Genomic DNA, 19178 nt, shown 5'->3' on the forward strand with positions numbered 1-19178 from the left:
CGATCCCTCGGCGAGTCCCGCGCTACGCGGACGGTGAACACGCCGGAAACCCGGCCACCGCACTGGCACCATGCGGTGGTGGCCGAGATCCAGGTCGTGCGCGGGGACATCACCGACGAGCAGGTCGACGCCGTCGTGACGGCGGCGAACGAGTCGCTGCTCGGTGGGGGCGGTGTCGACGGCGCGATCCACCGCGCGGCCGGACCGGAGCTCGCGAAGGCCGGTGCCGCGCAGGCCCCGTGCCCGCCCGGTGACGCCGTGGCGACGCCGAGCTTCGGGCTCGGACCGCGCATCCGGCACGTCATCCACACCGTCGGACCGGTGTGGGAGGGCGGCGGCCACGGCGAGGCCGACGTGCTCGCCAGGTGCTACCGCCGCAGCCTCGAAGTGGCCGACGACCTGCGCGCCGGGAGCATCGCGTTCCCGGCCATCGCGACCGGCATCTACGGCTTCCCTTCGGACGAAGCCGCCCGGATCGCGATGAGCACGATCCGGGCGGCGCACACGCAAGTACAACTCGTCCGCCTCGTCGCCTTCGACGAAGAGACCTACCGGCACCTCAAAGCTCAGGAGTGACCGGCGATCGCGTGCGGCACGTAGGCCTCCTCGAGCTGCCGCACCTCGTCGTCGGACAGCTCGACGTCCAGCGCGGCCACCGCGTCGTCCAGGTGGTGCGGCTTGGTGACACCGATGATCGGCGCGGTGATCACGGGGTTGCGCAGCATCCACGCCAGCGCCACCTGAGCCCGTGGCACGGAGCGGGCTGACGCCACCGCGGCCACCTGCTCGACGATCTCCTTGTCGGACTCCACGTACAGGGTCCGCCCGAACTCGTCGGTCTCCTGGCGGGCGGTCGTGGCGTCCCAGTCGCGGGTGAGCCTGCCGCGCGCGAGCGGGCTCCACGGGATCACGGCGACGCCCTGGTCCGCGCAGAGCGGCAGCATCTCCCGCTCCTCCTCGCGGTACATCAGGTTGTAGTGGTTCTGCATGGACACGAACCGCGTCCACCCGTGCGCTTGCTGCGTGTACAACGCCTTCGCGAACTGCCACGCGTACATCGACGAGGCGCCGATGTAGCGGGCCTTGCCCGCCTTCACCACGTCGTGCAGCGCCTCGAGCGTCTCCTCCAGCGGCACGGTCTTGTCGAGCCGGTGGATCTGGTAGAGGTCGACGTAGTCGGTGCCCAGCCTGCGCAACGAGTTGTCGATCTCGGTGAAGATCGCCTTGCGGGACAGGCCGCGGCCGTTGGGGCCCGGACGCATCTCGCCGAACACCTTGGTCGCGATGACGACCTCGTCGCGCTTCGTCAGCTCCTTCAGCGCGCGGCCGGTGACCTCCTCGGACGAGCCGTCCGAGTACACGTTGGCGGTGTCGAAGAAGTTGACGCCCGCCTCGACCGCCTGCCGGAAGAACGGCAGGGACTCGTCGTAGTCCTTCGACCACGGGTGCCCGCCGCGGCCGGGCTCGCCGTAGCTCATGCAGCCGAGGCACAGCGCGGACACGTCCAGGCCGGTGGCCCCGAGCTTGCGGTACTTCACGCGTCCCTCCAGGAGTGCTGGGGTGCGAAGCCGAGCACGCGGCGCGCCTTGTCGATCGACAGCAGCGTCTCGTGCGGCTCGAACGAGCGGGTCAGCGGCACGCCGGGGTACACCTTCTCCACCAGCTCGGCGTTCGGCGTCGTCATGCACGTGTCGGCGTTCGCGATGATGAACTCGTCGAAGCCGGTCGCGTCGAGGTCCAGCGCCAGTCGCACGGCCTGGGCGCCGTCACGGGCGTCGATGTAGGACCAGAGGTTCCACCTGCGCAGCGACGGGTCGTCGTTGAACGCGGGGAAGCGGGCGTAGTCCGCCACCTCCATGACGTTCGAGAAGCGCAGGCCGATGATCTTCATCGACGGCTCCCAGCGGCAGAACTGCTCGGCCATCGTCTCGTCGAGCAGCTTGCCGAGCGAGTACGCCGTCTCGGGGCGGCCCGCGTACTCCTCGTCCACCGGGATGTACGGCGGGGGAGTGTCGAACGGCAGGCCGAGCACCGTCTCGCTGGACGCCCACACGACGTTGCGGATGCCCGCGTGCCGCGCGGCGGAGAACACGTTGTAGGTGCTGGTGACGTTGTTGGCGAACGTCGCGGCGTTCGGTGCGACGCCGGGGCCGGGGATCGCCGCCAGGTGCACGACGGCGTCGATCCCGTCGTAGCGCGAGTCGATCGAGGTCAGCGCCTCGACGACCTGGCCGTAGTCGGTGAGGTCGATCCTCGTGTGCTCGCACTCCTGGTCACGCGGCGCGACCAGGTCGAGGTTGTGCACTTCCCAGCCGTGCTGGAGCAGATCGGTGACGACCGCGCGGCCGAGCTTGCCGCTACCCCCGGTCACCGCGACACGTTGACTCATGGGTCAGATATTGGTCCATCCGAGTGGCCACCGCTAGCACGATTCAGAGACGTGAAACACCAGTAGTTGCACGACCAATAGTAGGACGTCAAACTATTCTCATGGCCAACACCTTGCACCGTCCGGCGAACCCGGTCTGCTTCGTGACCGCATCGAGCCTGTTCGACGGGCATGACGCGGCCATCAACATCATGCGGCGAATCTTGCAGTCGCAAGGAGCCGAGGTCATCCACCTCGGGCACAACCGCAGCGTCAAGGAGGTCGTGGACGCCGCGATCCAGGAGGACGCGCAGGGCATCGCCATCAGCGCCTACCAGGGCGGACACGTCGAGTACTTCTCCTACCTGGTCGAACTCCTCAACGAGCGCGGCGCGGGCCACATCAAGGTGTTCGGCGGCGGCGGTGGCGTGATCGTCCCCGAGGAGATCGAGCTGCTGCACGGCCGCGGCGTCACGAAGATCTTCTCCCCGCACGACGGCCAGACGCTCGGCCTCGCCAAGATGATCAACTCGATGATCGAGAGCTGTGACACCGACCTGAGCGCGCAGGCGCCGCGGAGCTGGGACGCGCTGCTCACCGGTGCGGACGACGCGCTCGCGCGGGCCATCACGCTGATCGAGGCTGGCAAGGCGCCGAAGATCGAGCACGCCCGCAAGGTCCCGGTGCTCGGCATCACCGGCACCGGTGGCTCCGGCAAGTCGTCGCTCACCGACGAGCTCGTCCGCCGGTTCCGCCTCGACCAGCAGGACAAGCTGCGCATCGCGGTGCTGGCCATCGACCCGACCCGGCGCAGGGGCGGCGGCGCGCTGCTCGGTGACCGGATCCGGATGAACTGCCTCGACGGCGACCGCGTCTTCTTCCGCTCGCTCGCCACCCGCCGCGCCGGCACCGAGATCCCGGACGGCCTCCAGGAGTCCATCGAGGCGTGCAAGGCGTCGGGCGCGGACCTCGTCATCGTCGAGACGCCCGGCATCGGCCAGGGCGACGCGGCGATCGTGCCGTTCGTCGACTTCTCGCTGTACGTGATGACGCCGGAGTTCGGCGCCGCGTCGCAGCTGGAGAAGATCGACATGCTCGACTTCGCCGACGCCGTCGCGATCAACAAGTTCGAGCGCCGCGGCGCCGAGGACGCGCGCCGCGACGTCGGGCGCCAGATGGTCCGCAACCGCGAGGCGTTCGGAGCCAAGTGGGACGACATGCCGGTGTACGGCACGAGCGCCGCGACGTTCAACGACGACGGCGTGACCGCGCTCTACCAGTTCCTGCGCGACGGTCTCGTCGAGCACGGCCTGCACGTCACCGAGGGCGCGCTCACCCACGTCGACACCAAGGTCTCCACGTCCGCGTCGACGGTCGTGCCGCCGCAGCGCGCCCGCTACCTCAGCGACATCGCGGACACCGTGCGCGGCTACCACCGCAAGACCGACGAGCAGGTGGTCGCGGTCCAGCGGCACACCGGCCTCGACGTCGCGCGGCAGGCGCTGGAGAGCGCCGAGAAGTCCACCGAGGACATCGCGGGTCTCGTCGACGCCGCGCAGCGCAAGATCGACCACGACACCGAGGACGCGCTCACGCGGTGGGCGGAGACCAAGGAGCAGTACGAGGGCGACGAGCTCGTGTTCCGCGTGCGGGACAAGGAGATCCACACCAAGCTCACCCGCGAGACCCTGTCCGGCAACAAGGTCCGCCGGGTCAGCCTGCCCCGCTACGACGACAAGGGCTCGCTGCTGCGCTTCCTGCGCAAGGAGAACCTGCCCGGCTTCTTCCCGTTCACCGCGGGCGTCTTCCCGTTCAAGCGGGAGGGCGAGGACCCGGCCCGCATGTTCGCCGGCGAGGGCGACGCGTTCCGCACCAACAAGCGCTTCAAGTACCTCTCGCAGGGCTCGCCCGCGACCCGGCTGTCGACCGCGTTCGACTCGGTGACGCTGTACGGCCGCGACCCCGACACCCCGCCGGACGTCTACGGCAAGATCGGCACCTCCGGTGTCTCGATCGCCTCGCTGGACGACATGAAGGCGCTCTACGACGGCTTCGACCTCGTCGCGCCCACCACGTCCGTCTCGATGACGATCAACGGCCCGGCGCCGACGATCCTCGCCTACTTCCTCAACACGGTCATCGACCAGCAGGTCGACAAGTTCCGCGCCGAGCACGACCGCGAGCCGAACTTCGAAGAGTCGCAGCAGCTGCGCGCCTACGCGCTGGCGAACGTGCGCGGCACGGTCCAGGCCGACATCCTCAAGGAGGACCAGGGCCAGAACACCTGCATCTTCTCCACCGAGTTCTCGCTGCGGATGATGGCCGACATCCAGGAGTGGTTCATCGGGCAGCAGGTCCGCAACTTCTACTCGGTGTCGATCTCGGGCTACCACATCGCCGAGGCCGGGGCGAACCCCATCAGCCAGCTCGCCTTCACGCTCGCCAACGGCTTCACCTACGTCGAGTCGTACCTCGCGCGCGGCATGAACATCGACGACTTCGCACCGAACCTGTCGTTCTTCTTCTCCAACGGCATGGACGCCGAGTACAGCGTCATCGGCCGCGTCGCCCGGCGGATCTGGGCGGTCGCCATGCGCGACCGCTACGGCGCCGCGGAGCGGTCGCAGAAGTTCAAGTACCACGTGCAGACCTCGGGTCGTTCGCTGCACGCGCAGGAGATGAACTTCAACGACATCCGCACCACGCTCCAGGCGTTGTGCGCGCTGTACGACAACTGCAACTCCTTGCACACCAACGCCTACGACGAGGCGATCACCACGCCGACCGAGTCGAGCGTGCGGCGTGCGATGGCCATCCAGATGATCATCAACAAGGAGTGGGGCCTGTCGGCGAACGAGAACCCGCTGCAGGGTTCGTTCGTCATCGACGAGCTGACCGACCTCGTGGAGGAGGCCGTGCTCGCCGAGTTCGACCGGATCTCCGAGCGCGGCGGTGTGCTCGGCGCGATGGAGACGGGCTACCAGCGCGGCCGCATCCAGGACGAGTCGATGCTCTACGAGCAGCGCAAGCACGACGGCTCGCTGCCGCTGGTGGGCGTCAACACGTTCCTCGCGCCGCACGGCGACGAGGAGCACGTGACCATCGAGCTCGCGCGGGCGACCGAGGACGAGAAGCGCTCCCAGGTCGACCGCACGCGTGCGTTCCAGGACGCGCACCGGCCGGACGCGGACAAGGCGCTGACGGCGCTGCGCGACGCGGCGCAGTCCGGTGAGAACGTGTTCGCGGTGCTGATGGACGCGGCGCGCGTGTGCACTCTCGGCCAGATCACCGAGGCGTTCTTCGAAGTCGGCGGCCAGTACCGCCGCAACATCTAGCCCCGAGCACCGAAGAGCTAGGCCGTCCGGGTTCTTTCTCGGCCGATCTATTCGCACTTGCCCGTCTGCTCCCGATAAACGGAGCAGACGGGCAGGTGAGTGCGGTGGAGTTCAACGGTATCGATGCGGGCACCGGCGGTTACCTGTTCCCGGCCCAGTCCCCGGCGGACATCGCGAGAACGGCGCGGCGGTCGGTGTTGCCGCGCGAGCTGGCGGCGTGGACGGCGTCGTTCGTCCGCGATCTCGACGACCTGGCGCAGACCGGCTGGGGCCTGGTCGTCCCGGACGGGCTGGACGCGGCGATCATCGACGCGCTGTGCCCGCTGCTCGACCTGCGCGCGGGCCAGGCGGGCGCGCACTACCGGGAGCTGGTCGTCCGCCCCGGCGAGGACAAGAGCACCTTCCTGCGCCGCAACGGGATGGGGCCCGGCCCGGCCGATCCCCGCCGCGTGCCGTACTACCTCCTGATCGTCGGCCCGCCCGCGCTCGTCCCGTACTCGTTCCAGTACCTGCTGGACGTCCAGTACGCCGTCGGCCGGGTCGACTTCGACACCGTCGCCGAGTACGCGGCCTACGCCCGGCACGTCGTCGCGGCCGAGGAACGGGGCGTCGCAACGGTTCCCGCGCACCTGTTCGCCACCAGCAACCCCGACGACGAGCCGACTGGGCTCAGTGCGCGGAAGCTCGCCGAGCCGCTCGCCCGCGAGCTGACCGCGTTCGGCGCCGCGGTCACCAAGGACGTCGGCGCACCGGCCACGAAACAACGGCTGCGCGACCTGCTGGCCGGCGGGCCCGGGATCCTCTTCACCGCGACCCACGGACTCGGCAGCCGCGACGGCGACGCGCGCGACGTCCAGGGCGCGCTGGTGTGCCAGGACTGGCCCGGACCTCTTGCCGCGCAACCGATCGAGCAGCGCCACTACCTCTGCGCCGCCGACGTCGTCGCGCCGGTCGTGCCGCGCGTCGTGTTCTCCTTCGCCTGCTACAGCGGAGGATTCGCCGCGCACGTGTCGCGGCTGCCGCAGCGGCTGCTCGTGCACGGGGCGCTCGCGTTCGTCGGTCACGTCGACCGCGCGTGGGGCTACTCGTTCCTGTGGGACGGGGCGGACGAGCACATCACCGCGATGGTGAGCGCGGTGTTGTCGCTCCACGAAGGACATCGGCTCGGCACCGCGATGGAAGCGGTGAACTGCCGCTGGTCGGAGATCGCGGCCGAGCTGACGACGCGGCTGGACCAGCTGGGCGCCGACGACCGGCGACTCGCCTGGCTCTGGACCGCGTGCAACGACGCGCGCAACTACGTGGTGGTCGGTGATCCCGCCGTGCGCGCGTGCTGAACGGAGGTTGGAGATGTCCAAGGAGAAGGTGCCCGGCCACGACGTGCACTACCACCTGCTGAGCTACGACGAGAACGGCACCGAGCGCGGCGGTGACAGCAGAGGAGTGCTGGCGCTCGCCGCGTCCGAGCAGCCGACCGACGTGTTCGTCTTCAGCCACGGGTGGAACGGCGACATCCCCGCCGCGCGCGAGCAGTACGGCAGGTGGATCGCGACCATGGCGGACTGCGTGGAGGAACGGCGACGTGTGCGCGCGTTGCCCGGCGGCTTCCGGTCGCTGCTCGTCGGGTTGCACTGGCCCAGCAAGGCGTGGGGCAACGAGGACGCCGACGCGTCCGTGTTCGGCGACAGTCCCGAGGCGTGGCGGGCGATCGGGACCATCGTCCACTCCGCACTCGACGAGCTCGCGCCCGCCACGCTGCCGCCCGACGTGCGGCTGGCGCTGGAGGAGCTGGACCGGCTCGTCGCCGACGACTCGGCCGAGGGCGACCGGGAACCGTTCGACGCCGAGCGGCTGTACCAGGGCGGCAGGCTCGACGACGACCTGCGCCAGGCAGGACTCTTCACGCCGCTTCGCGTGTTGACGTTCTGGAAGATGAAGAAGCGCGCGCGGACGTTCGGCGAAACCGGTGCGGCGGCGTTCGTGCGGGACCTCCAGCGCAGCGTGCCGGGCGCGCGGATCCACCTGATGGGGCACAGCTTCGGCGCCATCGTCGCCTCGGCCGCCGCCGCGGGGGCGACACGTCCGGTCGCGTCGCTGTCGTTGATCCAGGGCGCGATGTCGCTGTGGTCGTTCTGCTCGGCCATCCCGGCGAAACCGGGCACGGCGGGGCTCTTCCGGCCGGTGCTGGCGAACCGGAAGGTCACCGGGCCGATCGTGGTGAGCACGTCCGTGCACGACCGCGCGGTCGGGACGTTCTACCCGCTGGCCGCCTGGTCCGGCCGCCAGCTCGACTACGACCCGGACGGCCCGCCCAGGTACGGCGGCATCGGCGTGCACGGCGTGCACGGGCCGGACGTCGGAGCGGTGCACCACGGCGACGTCCGGCAGGTGCACGACCTGGCACCGGGGCGGGTGCACAACGTCGACGCGCGATCCGTTGTCTCCACGAGCGATGGAATCGCCGGGGCGCACAACGACATCTGTCACGCTGAGCTGGGACGTCTCGTCTGGCGGGCGGTGACATCGGGTCGCTGAGGCCGAAATGTCCGCTTTTCACGTGAGTCATTTGGATGACTGGAGTTGACTGACCCGATGACTTGCTCCTAACCTGAGTCCACCGTCGCTGAGGTAAATCCTTCAGTCGAGGACGGTAAAATGATTCGTCGTCCATTGTGGATACTGGCGGTCGGATTCGCGTTGCTCGTCGGCATGATGGGAGCGCCATCGGCCGGAGCCGCGGAACCGAACCTCGTTCCCATTTTCGACGGCAAGACACTCGACGGCTGGACCGCGCACGCCAAGGACGCTTTCGTGGTCAAGGGCGGCGCCATCCACAGCCAAAAGGACGCGTCGAGGGGGTGGCTGTACTACAACAAGCAGTCGTACGGCAGCTTCCGCTGGATCTTCCACGTTCGCCAGGTGTCGGGCAACCACAAGCCGACCGTGCTGATCTGGGGAAAGATCCAGACGCCCGCCCTCAACGGGCTCGGCGCGATCCAGTTCCAGCCGCCCAACGGCGGCGCGTGGGACTACCGGCCGGGGCACAACAACGGCGGCAAGGGCCTGTTCACGAAGTACCCGCACCCGAACTGGGACGTCAAGAAGTGGGCGCAGTGCGAACTGCTCGCCAACCAGACCACCGGAATCGCGCGGATGGCCTGCTGTCCGATCCCGGAGGGACAGACCAAGTGCAAGGGCATCGAGGTCCTGAAATTCGAGGACAAGAAGGAGCCCGCGGGACGGGTGGCGCCTGTCGCCATTCAGATCCACAACAAGGGCATCGAGGACGAGTACAAGAACCTGCTCGTTGAATCTCCCGTTGCCGAACCGGACAAGCTCATCACGACCACGTACAAGTAATCCCTGACACCTCCACCCGCTGGCCGCGTCCGGTCACGCCGCGCATCACCCCCGCGCGGCGCGGCCGGACGCGTTCCGGTGTCCCGGTCACGTGCCCGAGCGCAGCACCGTCTGCGGCACGAGCGTGCTGCCGAGGCTGGGGCGCAGGTCCGCGCGCAGCGCGGACAGGCACACCTGGTGCGACACGGGCCGCAGCGAGATGCCGACCGTCGCGGCGGTGAGCACCACTCGCTGCACGGCCTGCCCAGCCCGCAGTTCGGCGGCGTCGCCGTCGGAGAAGGAACACACCACCACGTCCGACTGCCCGGACCCGTTCCGCGCCATCACGTGCAGCCACGCTCGTTCCACCTCGGCCGCCCGCGCGAGCAGCCCCCGGTGCACGTCGACAGCGGGCACCGCGGACCACGACCGGCGGTGCGTGCGCAGTGCGTGCAGCAGTGCCAGCACCTCGGCGCTCGGCTCCTGGTAGCCGCCCAGCCGCACGACGGCCGCCGCGTTGCCTGCGCTGGGGCCGGGCAGCAGCGTCACCAGCGGGCGGACGCCGTGACCCTGCAACGCCAGCCGCACGTTCAGCAGCGCGGCACCGCAGGCCAGCCTGCTGTCCCTGCCGTGCGGGGAGGTCGTGTGCAGTTCGATCCGATCGGGCAGGACGACGAAGTGGCACCGCGGATCGGGGGAGGCGAGCGAGAGCACGCCGCGGACGTCCTCACCGGCCAGGCCGAGTGCGGGAGTCGCCGCCGTAGTCATGGTGTCCACTGTCCGATCGGGAGGCTGGCGGGCGGAACGGCCGAAGGTCCTCACTTGCTAGGGCCATTGTTGGTGCGGGTCTGCCAGTCGTGTCACGCTGTCCTGCATGGCGGGTCGCATGTCGGGTCGGTTCAGCGGATTCGGTGGTGGGCACCTGCGACGACGCGGCCTCGACGAGCTGCTCGGTGAGGTCCGCGACCGGATGGACGAGATCGTCACCACCAGGGACCACATGCAGGAGCTGCTGGGCGCGGTGCTGGCCGTCGGCTCCGGGCTGGAGCTGGACTCGACGCTGCAGCGCATCGTGCAGGCCGCGGTGGACCTCGTCGGCGCCCGCTACGGAGCGCTCGGCGTGCTCGGCACCCGCGACGACCTCGCCGAGTTCGTGTACGTCGGCATCGACGAGCGAACCCGTGCCGCGATGGGGCATCTGCCCGAGGGGAAGGGCCTGCTCGGCGCGCTGATCAAGGACCCGACCGCGATCCGGCTGCGCGACCTGGCCCAGCACGACATGTCGGTCGGCTTCCCGCCGAACCACCCGCCGATGCACAGCTTCCTCGGTGTGCCGGTGCGCGTGCGCGACGAGGTCTTCGGCAACCTCTACATGACGGAGAAGACCGACGCCGAGGAGTTCACCCCGGACGACGAGGCCGTGCTGCAGGCGCTGGCGGCCGCGGCCGGTGTCGCCATTGAGAACGCACGGCTCTTCGAACGTTCACGCATGCGTGAACGGTGGCTCGAGGCGATCGGCGAGATCAACGCGGAGCTGCTCGGCGGCGCGTCCGGCGACCACGCGCTGCGGCTCATCGCGCAGCGCACGGTCGAGCTCTCGGGCGCGGACACGGCGTTGATCGCGCTCGGCGACCACCAGCACGTCCCGATGCACGTCGCCGCGTGCGCCGGCGCGCCAGTCGAGCAGTTCTCACCGGAGGACTTCGGGGTGACGGACGTGGTGCGCTCCGGCATCCCGCTGCTCGCCGACGACGTCGACGCGCTGGGCGGTTTCGGGCCGGCGCTGGCGGTGCCGCTGCGGTCCGGCCCGGTGATCACCGGCGTGCTGCTCGCGTTGCGGCGCAGCGGGGGCAACCGGTTCCTGCCGGACCAGGTTCCGGTGCTCGCGTCCTTCGCGGACCAGGCGGCCGTCGCGCTGGAGTTCGTTGAGCAGCAACGATCTCAGCGTCAGCTGGACGTGCTGGAGGACCGCGACCGGATCGCGCGCGACCTGCACGACCACGTGATCCAGCGGCTGTTCGTCACCGGGCTCACCCTGCAGGCGACCATGCGCAAGCTCACCGAGCCGGACCTCGTCGACCGGCTGCGCACCGCCGTCGAACAGCTCGACGAGACCGTGCGTGAGATCCGGACGTCCATCTTCGACCTGCACTCGACGGATCAGACCTCGTTGCGGCGCAGGCTTCTCGACCTCGTCGCGGACCTGACGGAGAACGCCGCGTTCTCGCCCGCGGTCCGGATGTCCGGCACCGTCGACAACTCCGTGCCACCGGACATCGGCGAACACGCGGAAGCCGTCGTGCGCGAGGCCGTGACGAACGCGGTGCGCCACTCGGGAGCGTCCGAGCTGACGGTCACCGTCGAGGCCGGAACCGAGCTCGTGATCTCGGTGGTGGACAACGGGATCGGCATGCCGGACGGCGTCGCGCGCAGCGGCCTGCGCAACCTCCAGGCGCGCGCGGAGCGGTTCGGCGGCGAGCTCGCGGTGACCGGTGAACCAGCAGGCGGCGCCCGTGTGACGTGGCGCGTGCCGCTGCCCACCTAGTTCGACCGATCTGGGTTCGTCCTACCTGGGCTTGTCCTCGGGCTTGCGGAACTGGCTCGCGAACACGGCCGCCTGCGTGCGGCGTTGCATGCCGAGCTTGGCCAGCAGGTGCGACACGTAGTTCTTCACCGTCTTCTCGGCGAGGAACATGCGCTCGGCGATCTGCCGGTTCGTGAGGCCCTCACCGATCAGGTCGAGCACCGTGCGCTCCTGCTCGGACAGCATCCGCAGCGGGTCGCCTTCCTCGCGCTCCCTGCGGATCCGGTTGAGCAGCGCGCTCGTGGTGCGCGCGTCGAGCAGCGACTGCCCGGCGGCGACCGTGCGCACCGCGTTCACCAGGTCCGCGCCGAGGATCTGCTTGAGCACGAACCCCGACGCCCCGGCCATGATCGCGTCGAACAGCGCCTCGTCGTCCGCGAACGACGTGAGCATGAGGCACTGGAGCCCCGGCAGCTTGCTGCGCAGCTCGCGGCACAGCTCGATGCCGTTGCCGTCGGGCAGCCTGATGTCGAGCACGGCCACGTCCGCCTGTGCCGACGGCACCTTGGCCAGCGCCTCGGTGACGCTCGCGGCGTCACCGACGACTTCGAGGTCCAGCTCCTCTTCGAGCAGGTCCGCGATGCCGCGGCGGACGATCTCGTGGTCGTCGACGAGGAACACGCGCGTCACCATGGACCTCACGGTAGCGCGGTTCGAAGGACCCTGGGAGAAGAGGACCTACGGCACGCGGCGCAACGCGTTGGCCCCCTTACGTTGGCATCATGACCACATCCGCTCTGCCCGTCGTGGCCGGGGTCGACGGATCGGGATCGGCGTTGGCCGCGGTTGCTTGGGCAGCCCATGCGTGCACGAGGTACCGCTCGCCGCTGCGCCTCGTGCACGCCTACAGCCTGCCCACGCGCGGCTACCCCGAAGTCATCAGCTCGGCGCGCGAGCTGCGTTCGGCGATGTACGACCAGGGACGGTTGTGGCTCTCGGACGCCGTCGCGGCGGCCCACTCGGTGTCACCCGATCTGGTGGTGGAGCACGACCTCCGGATGGAGCACTCCGTGCCCACGCTGCTCGAGGAGTCGGTGCGGGCGCGGCAGATCGTGCTCGGGTCGCGCGGCCTCGGCGGGTTCACCGGCGCACTCGTCGGGTCGACGGCCGTCGCTCTCGCCGCGCACGCGTCGTGTCCGGTGGTCGTGGTGCGCGGGGAGTCCGTCGCCGGGCCCGTCGTGGTGGGCGTCGACGTGTCCGCCGGGTCCGACGCCGCACTGGGGTTCGCGTTCGAGGAGGCTTCGGCGCGCGGCGTGGTGCTCGTCGTCGCGCACGCCGGGGGTGAGGTCGATGGCGTGCTGCAGCGGGTGTCCGGGTGGGGTGAGAAGTACCCGGATGTCGTCGTGGAGCAGGTGCTGGCGCGGGAACGGCCGGCGCCGCTGCTGTTGCGGCTGGGCGAGAGCGCCGGGTTGCTCGTCGTCGGATGCCGGGGGAGGGGCGGGTTCACCGGGCTGCTGCTCGGGTCCACCAGTCAGGCGCTCGTGCACCACGCACCCTGCCCGGTCGCGATCGTCCGTGAACCGTGAGCGAGGTGACCGAAACTTCGCCCGGTCACCGCGCTCACGCCGTCAGGGGCACCCTCGTGACGTCTTCCGTCGCGAGGGTGCCCCTGACGGCACTGGAGCTGCGGTTCAGGACTTGATGGCGGAGATCTCGAACTCGAGGACGACCTTCTCGCCCACCAGGACGCCGCCGGTCTCGAGCGCGGCGTTCCACGTCACGCCGAAGTCCTTGCGGTTGATCGTGGTCGAGCCCTCGAAGCCGACGCGGGTGTTGCCGAACGGGTCCTTGGCCACGCCCTCGAAGGTGAAGTCGATGGACAGGCCGCGGGTGACGTCCTTGATGGTCAGGTCACCGGTCAGCCGGAACGTGGTCTCGTCGATCTGCTCGGCGGCCGTGGAGACGAACTTGATCTCCGGGTACTGGTCGGCCGCGAGGAAGTCGTTGTTGCGCAGGTGCTCGTCGCGCTGAGCCTGGCGGGTGTCGATGCTGGCGACCTTCAGCACGACCTGGGCCGAGGTCGCCGCGGGGTTGTCACCGTCGATGCTGATCTTGCCGTCGAACTCGTTGAAGGCGCCACGAACCTTGGTGACCATCGCGTGTCGCGCCACGAACCCGATGCGGGAGTGCGCGGCGTCGATGACGTAGTCGCCGGTCAGTTCGGAGAGGTTGGTGGCCGTGGTCATGTCGTGTCCTTCCGGGACGCTTCGTTGATGTGTCACCTACATTGCCACCAACATGGGTGATGTGTCAACTATTCCGGTACACTGGTGGAGTGACGCAGGAGACTCGATGGCTGGACGCCGGTCAGCAGCAGGCGTGGCGTGCGTACCTGCGGATGCAGGGTGAGCTGAACGCGCGGCTGAGCCGGGACCTGCAGGCGAACTCCGACCTGTCGATGGCCGACTTCGCCGTGCTCGTGCACCTGACCGACGTGCCGGACGGGCGCGTCCGGGTGCTGGAGCTCGCGCGGAACCTGCACTGGGAGAAGAGCCGCATCTCGCACCACATCGGCCGCATGGAGAAGCGCGGCCTCGTGCGGCGGGAGAACTGCCGGTCGGACGGGCGCGGCGCGTTCGTCGTGCTGACCGACGAGGGGCGCGAGGCGATCGAGGCCGCCGCGCCGCGGCACGTCGAGCAGGTGCGCGAGCTGATGTTCGACAACCTCACCGACGAGGAGGTCGCCGTGCTCGCCCGGATCTCGCAGCGGGTGGTCGACAAGCTGACGACCGCGTGCGACGAGCCGGCCTAGCGCAGTCGGCTCAGCGCGCAGGCGGCTCAGCGGCAGGCGAACGAGCGGCGGTAGTCGCTCGGTGGCACGCCCACCACGCGGTGGAAGTGGTGCCTCAGCAGCGCCGCCGTCCCGAACCCGCACTCGGTGGCGACCTCGTCGATGCCGATCGTGGTCTCCTCCAGCAGCTTGCGGGCGTGCAGCACGCGCTGCATGGTCAGCCACTTGTTGGGGGTCGTGCCGGTCTCGGCGACGAACCTGCGCGCGAACGTCCGCTCGGACATGTTGGCCTGCCGCGCGAGTGACGCGACGGTGTGGTCCGCGGACAGCGACTTGAGCGTCGACTCCAGCACGGGCTCGAGGCTGTCGCCGGTGCACTCGGGGATGGGCAGCTCGACGAACTGCCGCTGACCGCCGTCGCGCTGCGGCGCCACGACCATGCGGCGGGCGATCGCGGTCGCCGCCTTGGTGCCCAGCTCGCGCCGCACGAGGTGCAGGCACGCGTCGATGCCCGCCGCGGTGCCCGCGCTGGTGATGATGTCGCCGTCGTCGACGAACAGCACGTCCGGATCGAGCTTGGCGAGCGGGAAGCGCTGGCGGAACATCTCGGTCTCGCGCCAGTGCGTGGTGCAGTGGCGACCGTCGAGCAGGCCGGCCGCGCCGAGCAGGAACGCGCCGCTGCACACCGACAGCGCGGTCGTCTTCGTGCCGTGCAGCTCCTGCAGCGCGCGCACGACCGCGGGTGGGTAGTCGTCGCGGATCCGGGCGGCGGGCAGTGCGATGAGGTCGGCGTCCTGGAGTGCGTCGAGTCCCAGCGCGGGCGTCAGCGCGACGCCGGGGATGGAGGTCGGCACGGGTTCGCCGGGGTGCTCACCGCACACGCGGAACTCGATCGGCGGCACTCCGTCGCTGGTCCGGTCGATGCCGAACACCTCGCAGAGCAGGCCGAACTCGAAAGGCGCGACGCCTTCGATCAAGGGAACCGCCACCGAACGAAGCATGGCAGAATATTAGCGCACATCGACAGATCTGCCACTGTTGGCGGGATGTCGTCGAGCGCAAACTTACTGCCATGACTACCGCAGCAGTTCTCCTCCTCATCGCAGTTGTCGCCCTCTGGCTGAACGCTCACCGCGACCGTTCGGCCGGGCTGGCGGGGTCTTCGGACGTCGTCGATCGTGATCGCGAGCGGGTGCGCGCCGACATCCACGCCCTGATCTGACCTTCCCGTGTACGTCACCGGACGGATGTCTGCGTCGATCACCACCGCCAGTGTGGTCCACCTAGGACCACACACGGCGGAGGCGACTGACCATGGTCAGCAGGATCGACGAGTACGACCGGTGGAACGCGATCGCGCGCAATGAGACACCGACCCAGCAGCTCGACCGCAGCTACGCGGAGATCCTGCAGGAGGTCCGGGTCGCGCAGACCGGCGTTCAGCTGCTGCTGGCGTTCCTGCTGACGCTCGCGTTCACCCCCGCGTTCGGCCAGTTCACCGGCTTCCAGCGCGACCTGTACGTCGCAGGCCTCGTGCTCGGCGCGTCGAGCACCGCGCTCCTCATCGCCCCCGCGTCCTTCCACCGCGTGGTCTTCCGCAAGCGGCTCAAGAAAGAGCTCGTGCGCGCCTCCAACCGGTTCGCGACCGGCGGGCTGTTCCTGCTGATGCTCGCGCTCGCGACGTCGCTGATGCTCATCCTGGACGTCGTGCTCAGCACACCGATCGCCGTCTGGATCACCACAGGGCTGCTCGGCTGGTTCAGCATCTGGTGGTACGTCGTCCCGTTGTGCTTCCGGGTGCTAGCCCGCCACGACTCCCCGGCGCACGGCCTCCCGTGTGATGTCGGTGCGGGATCGGACGCCCAGCTTCGCGAGCACGTGGGACACGTGAGTGGCAACGGTGCGTCGTGACAGGAACAGGTGTTCACCGATCTGCTGGTTCGACAACCCCTGCACGACCAGTTCGGTGATGCGCTGCTCGGCCGGCGTCAGGCTCTCCCACCCGTGGCGGGCCCGCCGGTGCTTGACCTGCGGCCCGCGCCGGATTCCGTGCTCCCGCATGTGGGACAGCAGCGCCAGCGCGTCCCACTCGGCGCCCAGCTCCGTGTAGAGCTCGATCGCCTGGGTCATCGCCGCCCGCGCCTCCACCTTGGCTTCGGACGCGGCCAGCAGCAGCGCCGCGGACGCCAGGGCTTCCGCCGCCCGCGCGGGCAACCCGGCCTCCCCGTAGGTGTCGGCGGCCCGGATCAGCTCGTCGGGAGAACCGTCCAGCAACGCCCGGCAGTGCACCGCGGCGGCCCGACGGTGCGCCACGTCCAGCTTGTCCGCCAACGACTCCGCGTACGAGGCGGCGAAGCGCGCGAGGTCCAGATCGCCCACCTGGACGGCCAGCCGCACCGCGTCCGGCAGCAGCTCGTCGACGACCACATCGCCGTAGACACCCGGCCGCAGCACCTCCAGAGCACCCGCGAGGTCACCTTCCTGTTCCAGCTGAAGGCTTCTGGCGAGAGTGACCGTGATGACCACGATCCCGTTGTCCTCGCCTGCCGCGTTGAGGTGCTTGCGCGCCGACTTCGCGTCACCTCGGTGCAGGTTGATCAGCGCGGCCACGCCGCGGTCGGTCGAGCAGACCCGCGGGTCCTTGACGTCGTCGCCGAGCAGGTCGACCTCGACCAGGGCGTCGTCCCACTCGCCGGTGTAGAGGAGCACTTGCCCCAGTGCGCTCTGCGCCTGGGCGAGCCGGACGATGTTGCCCGCCGCATCGGCGGCGTGCCGCACGGCGCGTGCGGCTTCCACGGCTTCCTCGCGGCGGTCCAGGTCGTCGAGCACCAGCGCGCGGTTGATCTGCAACAGCAGCCGGAGATCACCGGTGCCGTCGGCTGCGGACGCGACCGCGAGTGCCTGGTCCAGCAGGATCAGCGCGGAGTGCATCGCGTTGCGAACGATCGCCACGATCGCGCGCACGTGCAGCGCCCAGCTGATGGTGCCGCGATCCGCGCAGGCGGTTGCTTCCTCGAAGGCGTCCGCCGCCGCCTTCTGCGCTGAGTCCAGGTCACCCAGGTCGAAGTGAGCCCGCGCGGCCAGCACCAGCAACCTGGCGAGGTCGCGCCCGGACGTGCCGGGCATGGCCCGGTCGAGGTCGGCGAGCGATTCCTCGGAGCGGCCGGTGAGGCTGCGGCACTGCGCGAGCGTCCAGTGCAGGTCGACCGGAACCACGTCCGCGAGCGCCAGACCGGCGACCGCGCACTCCTCGGCCTTCTCGTGGTCGCCCGCGCGGAAGTGCGCGTCCGCGAGCAGGCTCAGCAGTCGTTCCCGTTGCGGCACCGAGACGTCCGTGTCGACGACCCGGCCGAGCAGGTCGATCGCGGCGTCCGGTGCGTGGCCCACCAGCTCCTGCCCGTGCCGCACGAGCCACGGCACGACCCAGGCATCGGTGTCCTGCGCTGCGAGCAGCTGCACCACTACGCGTTCCGGTTCGGCTTCGGCCTCGGCGAGCTCGCGCGCCGCCTCCAGGTGCCATGCGGAGCGCGCCGCGTGCGGCACCTCGTCGTAGAGAGCCGTGCGCACCAGGCCGTGCCGGAACGCCAGCGCCTCGCCGGAGTCGACCAGGACCCCGGCCGCGATCGCCTCCTGGAACGAGGGCAGCAGCTCCGACACCCGGCGCCGTTGCACCACCGCGAGGTCGGACACCCGGAACTCCTGACCGAGCATCGCGGCTGCGGCGAGCACGGTTCTGGTGTCCTGGCTGACGAATCCGAGGCGGTCCGCGATCGCGCTGGACAACGAGTCCGGCACCTGGGTGCTGATCAGCCGGGCGTTCCCGTCGACCACCTCGACCGAGCCGCTGCGCACCAGTGCCTCGGCCAGCTCGACGACGTACATCGGGTTGCCACCGGCCCCCGCGGCCAGCTTCCGCAACGCCTTGTCCGGCGTGCCGCCGAAGATGTACCCGAGCAGGTCCGCCACCGCCGACGCGGGGAGCGTGCCCAGCCGCACCCGATGCACACCTGTGCGGCGCAACGCGATCAGCTCGTCCCGCTGCGGGATCGGCCGGGCCGCGCCGAGCAGCAGCAGTGGCTGCTGCGCGACGAGCCCGGCCAGCCTGCGCCACACCGCGATCGTCGCCGAGTCCGCCCACTGGAGCTCGTCGACGACCAGTACGAGCGGGCCGTCCGCGCACAGCTTCTCGACCCGTTCGATGAGGTGCTCCGCCGTGGCCGCGACGAGGTCCGAACCCGCCGCGTCACCGCGGCTGCCCAAGAGTTCGGAGCGAGACGTGCCGAGTGCGTCCACCAAGGGCTGCAAGGGAAGGACTCGGCCGAGCTCGTGGCCGGCGCCCCAGCGGATCTGGGCGTCGGCGATCGCGGTGACGGACTTGAGGAGCGTGGTCTTGCCGATGCCGGGGTCGCCTTCGAGTAGCACGGCGTCGCCGCGCCCTCTGGAGAGATCCTCCACACGCCTGGCGAGGCCGGTCAGTTCGCGGTCACGGCCGACGAGCCGCAACGCGTTTGGTTGCACCTCGGGGAGGTTACAAGCAGGCCCGCAGGGGAACAAGACCATTCACCCGAATAGCCAGTGTGCTGGAAGAGTTCTATTCGGTGCCAGTTCGACATTAGCCGGTGGGTGTTTACCTGTTCGTTGTACTTCGTTCTATCCAAACTATTGTTTTGACCTCATACTGATCCGACCAACGGTTGCCCACCGATGGCGCACACCTTCGCCCCGCATATTGACGGAGGTTTCTCATGCGACCCGTCCGACTCCTCGTGTTGGCTGCTGCGATCGCAGCCGGACTCGCCGCTTCCCCCGCCATTGCCGCTG

The 19178-nt window shown here is 69.6% G+C and carries 17 protein-coding genes; 10 read left to right on the plus strand and 7 right to left on the minus strand.

The genetic code is table 11. The features are described 5' to 3' along the window. The first annotated feature begins 78 nt into the window (after positions 1-78). Positions 79-576 (plus strand): O-acetyl-ADP-ribose deacetylase, encoded by a 498-nt coding sequence (locus FKR81_RS34365; protein WP_146358399.1) that lies wholly within the window; start codon positions 79-81, stop codon positions 574-576. Here the strand turns inward: FKR81_RS34365 and FKR81_RS34370 are convergent. Further along, entirely contained in the window at positions 567-1538 is a 972-nt protein-coding gene (locus FKR81_RS34370) for an aldo/keto reductase (protein ID WP_146358400.1), read from the minus strand. The two genes, FKR81_RS34365 and FKR81_RS34370, sit on opposite strands and share 10 nt — an antisense overlap. Continuing rightward, positions 1535-2389, minus strand: coding sequence for an NAD-dependent epimerase/dehydratase family protein (locus FKR81_RS34375; RefSeq protein ID WP_146358401.1), 855 nt, complete (start codon positions 2387-2389; stop codon positions 1535-1537). Before FKR81_RS34375 ends, FKR81_RS34370 begins: the two co-directional genes overlap by 4 nt. A gap of 101 nt (positions 2390-2490) precedes the next feature. On the opposite strand from FKR81_RS34375, the gene icmF reads away from it, so the two are divergent. The 4 genes from icmF (at position 2491) to FKR81_RS34395 (ending at position 9063) form a co-directional block, all read left to right on the plus strand. After that, positions 2491-5703 carry a fused isobutyryl-CoA mutase/GTPase IcmF gene (gene icmF, locus FKR81_RS34380; RefSeq protein ID WP_146358402.1) on the plus strand — a complete coding sequence of 1071 codons (3213 nt, stop codon included), beginning with the start codon at positions 2491-2493 and terminating at the stop codon, positions 5701-5703. A 104-nt stretch (positions 5704-5807) separates the two neighbouring features. Next, complete coding sequence (locus tag FKR81_RS34385; protein ID WP_235921969.1) at positions 5808-7040, plus strand: hypothetical protein; 1233 nt, start codon at positions 5808-5810, stop codon at positions 7038-7040. Between the two features lie 13 nt (positions 7041-7053). Continuing rightward, positions 7054-8238 carry an alpha/beta hydrolase gene (locus tag FKR81_RS34390; RefSeq protein WP_146358404.1) on the plus strand — a complete coding sequence of 395 codons (1185 nt, stop codon included), beginning with the start codon at positions 7054-7056 and terminating at the stop codon, positions 8236-8238. Between the two features lie 120 nt (positions 8239-8358). Next, the gene (locus FKR81_RS34395) at positions 8359-9063 is read left to right on the plus strand and encodes a family 16 glycoside hydrolase (RefSeq protein ID WP_146358405.1); all 705 of its coding nucleotides are present in this window, start codon (positions 8359-8361) and stop codon (positions 9061-9063) included. 87 nt (positions 9064-9150) lie between these two features. Here FKR81_RS34395 and FKR81_RS34400 read toward each other — a convergent pair whose 3' ends face one another. Beyond that, the gene (locus FKR81_RS34400) at positions 9151-9810 is read right to left on the minus strand and encodes a hypothetical protein (RefSeq protein WP_146358406.1); all 660 of its coding nucleotides are present in this window, start codon (positions 9808-9810) and stop codon (positions 9151-9153) included. 118 nt (positions 9811-9928) lie between these two features. Here FKR81_RS34400 and FKR81_RS34405 point away from each other — a divergent pair, with 118 nt between their 5' ends. After that, the gene (locus tag FKR81_RS34405) at positions 9929-11587 is read left to right on the plus strand and encodes a sensor histidine kinase (protein ID WP_146358439.1); all 1659 of its coding nucleotides are present in this window, start codon (positions 9929-9931) and stop codon (positions 11585-11587) included. Between the two features lie 21 nt (positions 11588-11608). On the opposite strand, the gene FKR81_RS34410 is transcribed toward FKR81_RS34405, so the two are convergent. Next, entirely contained in the window at positions 11609-12259 is a 651-nt protein-coding gene (locus FKR81_RS34410; protein WP_146358407.1) for a response regulator, read from the minus strand. Between the two features lie 89 nt (positions 12260-12348). Here FKR81_RS34410 and FKR81_RS34415 point away from each other — a divergent pair, with 89 nt between their 5' ends. Next, positions 12349-13152, plus strand: a complete 804-nt coding sequence (locus FKR81_RS34415; RefSeq protein ID WP_146358408.1) for a universal stress protein — start codon at positions 12349-12351, stop codon at positions 13150-13152. A gap of 105 nt (positions 13153-13257) precedes the next feature. Here the strand turns inward: FKR81_RS34415 and FKR81_RS34420 are convergent, their stop codons facing one another. Further along, positions 13258-13812: a YceI family protein gene (locus FKR81_RS34420; protein ID WP_146358409.1), complete on the minus strand. Its 555-nt coding sequence runs from the start codon at positions 13810-13812 to the stop codon at positions 13258-13260. A gap of 152 nt (positions 13813-13964) precedes the next feature. Between FKR81_RS34420 and FKR81_RS34425 the strand changes: the two genes are divergently transcribed. Further along, on the plus strand, positions 13965-14378 hold the full coding sequence (locus FKR81_RS34425; RefSeq protein ID WP_407936565.1) for a MarR family winged helix-turn-helix transcriptional regulator: 414 nt from the start codon (positions 13965-13967) through the stop codon (positions 14376-14378). Positions 14379-14404: 26 nt separating this feature from the next. Here FKR81_RS34425 and FKR81_RS34430 read toward each other — a convergent pair whose 3' ends face one another. Further along, positions 14405-15358, minus strand: coding sequence for a GlxA family transcriptional regulator (locus tag FKR81_RS34430; RefSeq protein ID WP_146358411.1), 954 nt, complete (start codon positions 15356-15358; stop codon positions 14405-14407). A gap of 71 nt (positions 15359-15429) precedes the next feature. Here FKR81_RS34430 and FKR81_RS43945 point away from each other — a divergent pair, with 71 nt between their 5' ends. Further along, complete coding sequence (locus FKR81_RS43945) at positions 15430-15579, plus strand: hypothetical protein (protein ID WP_186763346.1); 150 nt, start codon at positions 15430-15432, stop codon at positions 15577-15579. 92 nt (positions 15580-15671) lie between these two features. Further along, positions 15672-16268 (plus strand): DUF6328 family protein, encoded by a 597-nt coding sequence (locus tag FKR81_RS34435; protein WP_222598496.1) that lies wholly within the window; start codon positions 15672-15674, stop codon positions 16266-16268. Here the strand turns inward: FKR81_RS34435 and FKR81_RS34440 are convergent. Further along, positions 16158-18875 carry an ATP-binding protein gene (locus FKR81_RS34440; protein WP_235921973.1) on the minus strand — a complete coding sequence of 906 codons (2718 nt, stop codon included), beginning with the start codon at positions 18873-18875 and terminating at the stop codon, positions 16158-16160. The two genes, FKR81_RS34435 and FKR81_RS34440, sit on opposite strands and share 111 nt — an antisense overlap. Positions 18876-19178: the final 303 nt, after the last annotated feature.

The sequence above is a fragment of the Lentzea tibetensis genome (assembly GCF_007845675.1).
GTDB lineage: Bacteria > Actinomycetota > Actinomycetes > Mycobacteriales > Pseudonocardiaceae > Lentzea > Lentzea tibetensis.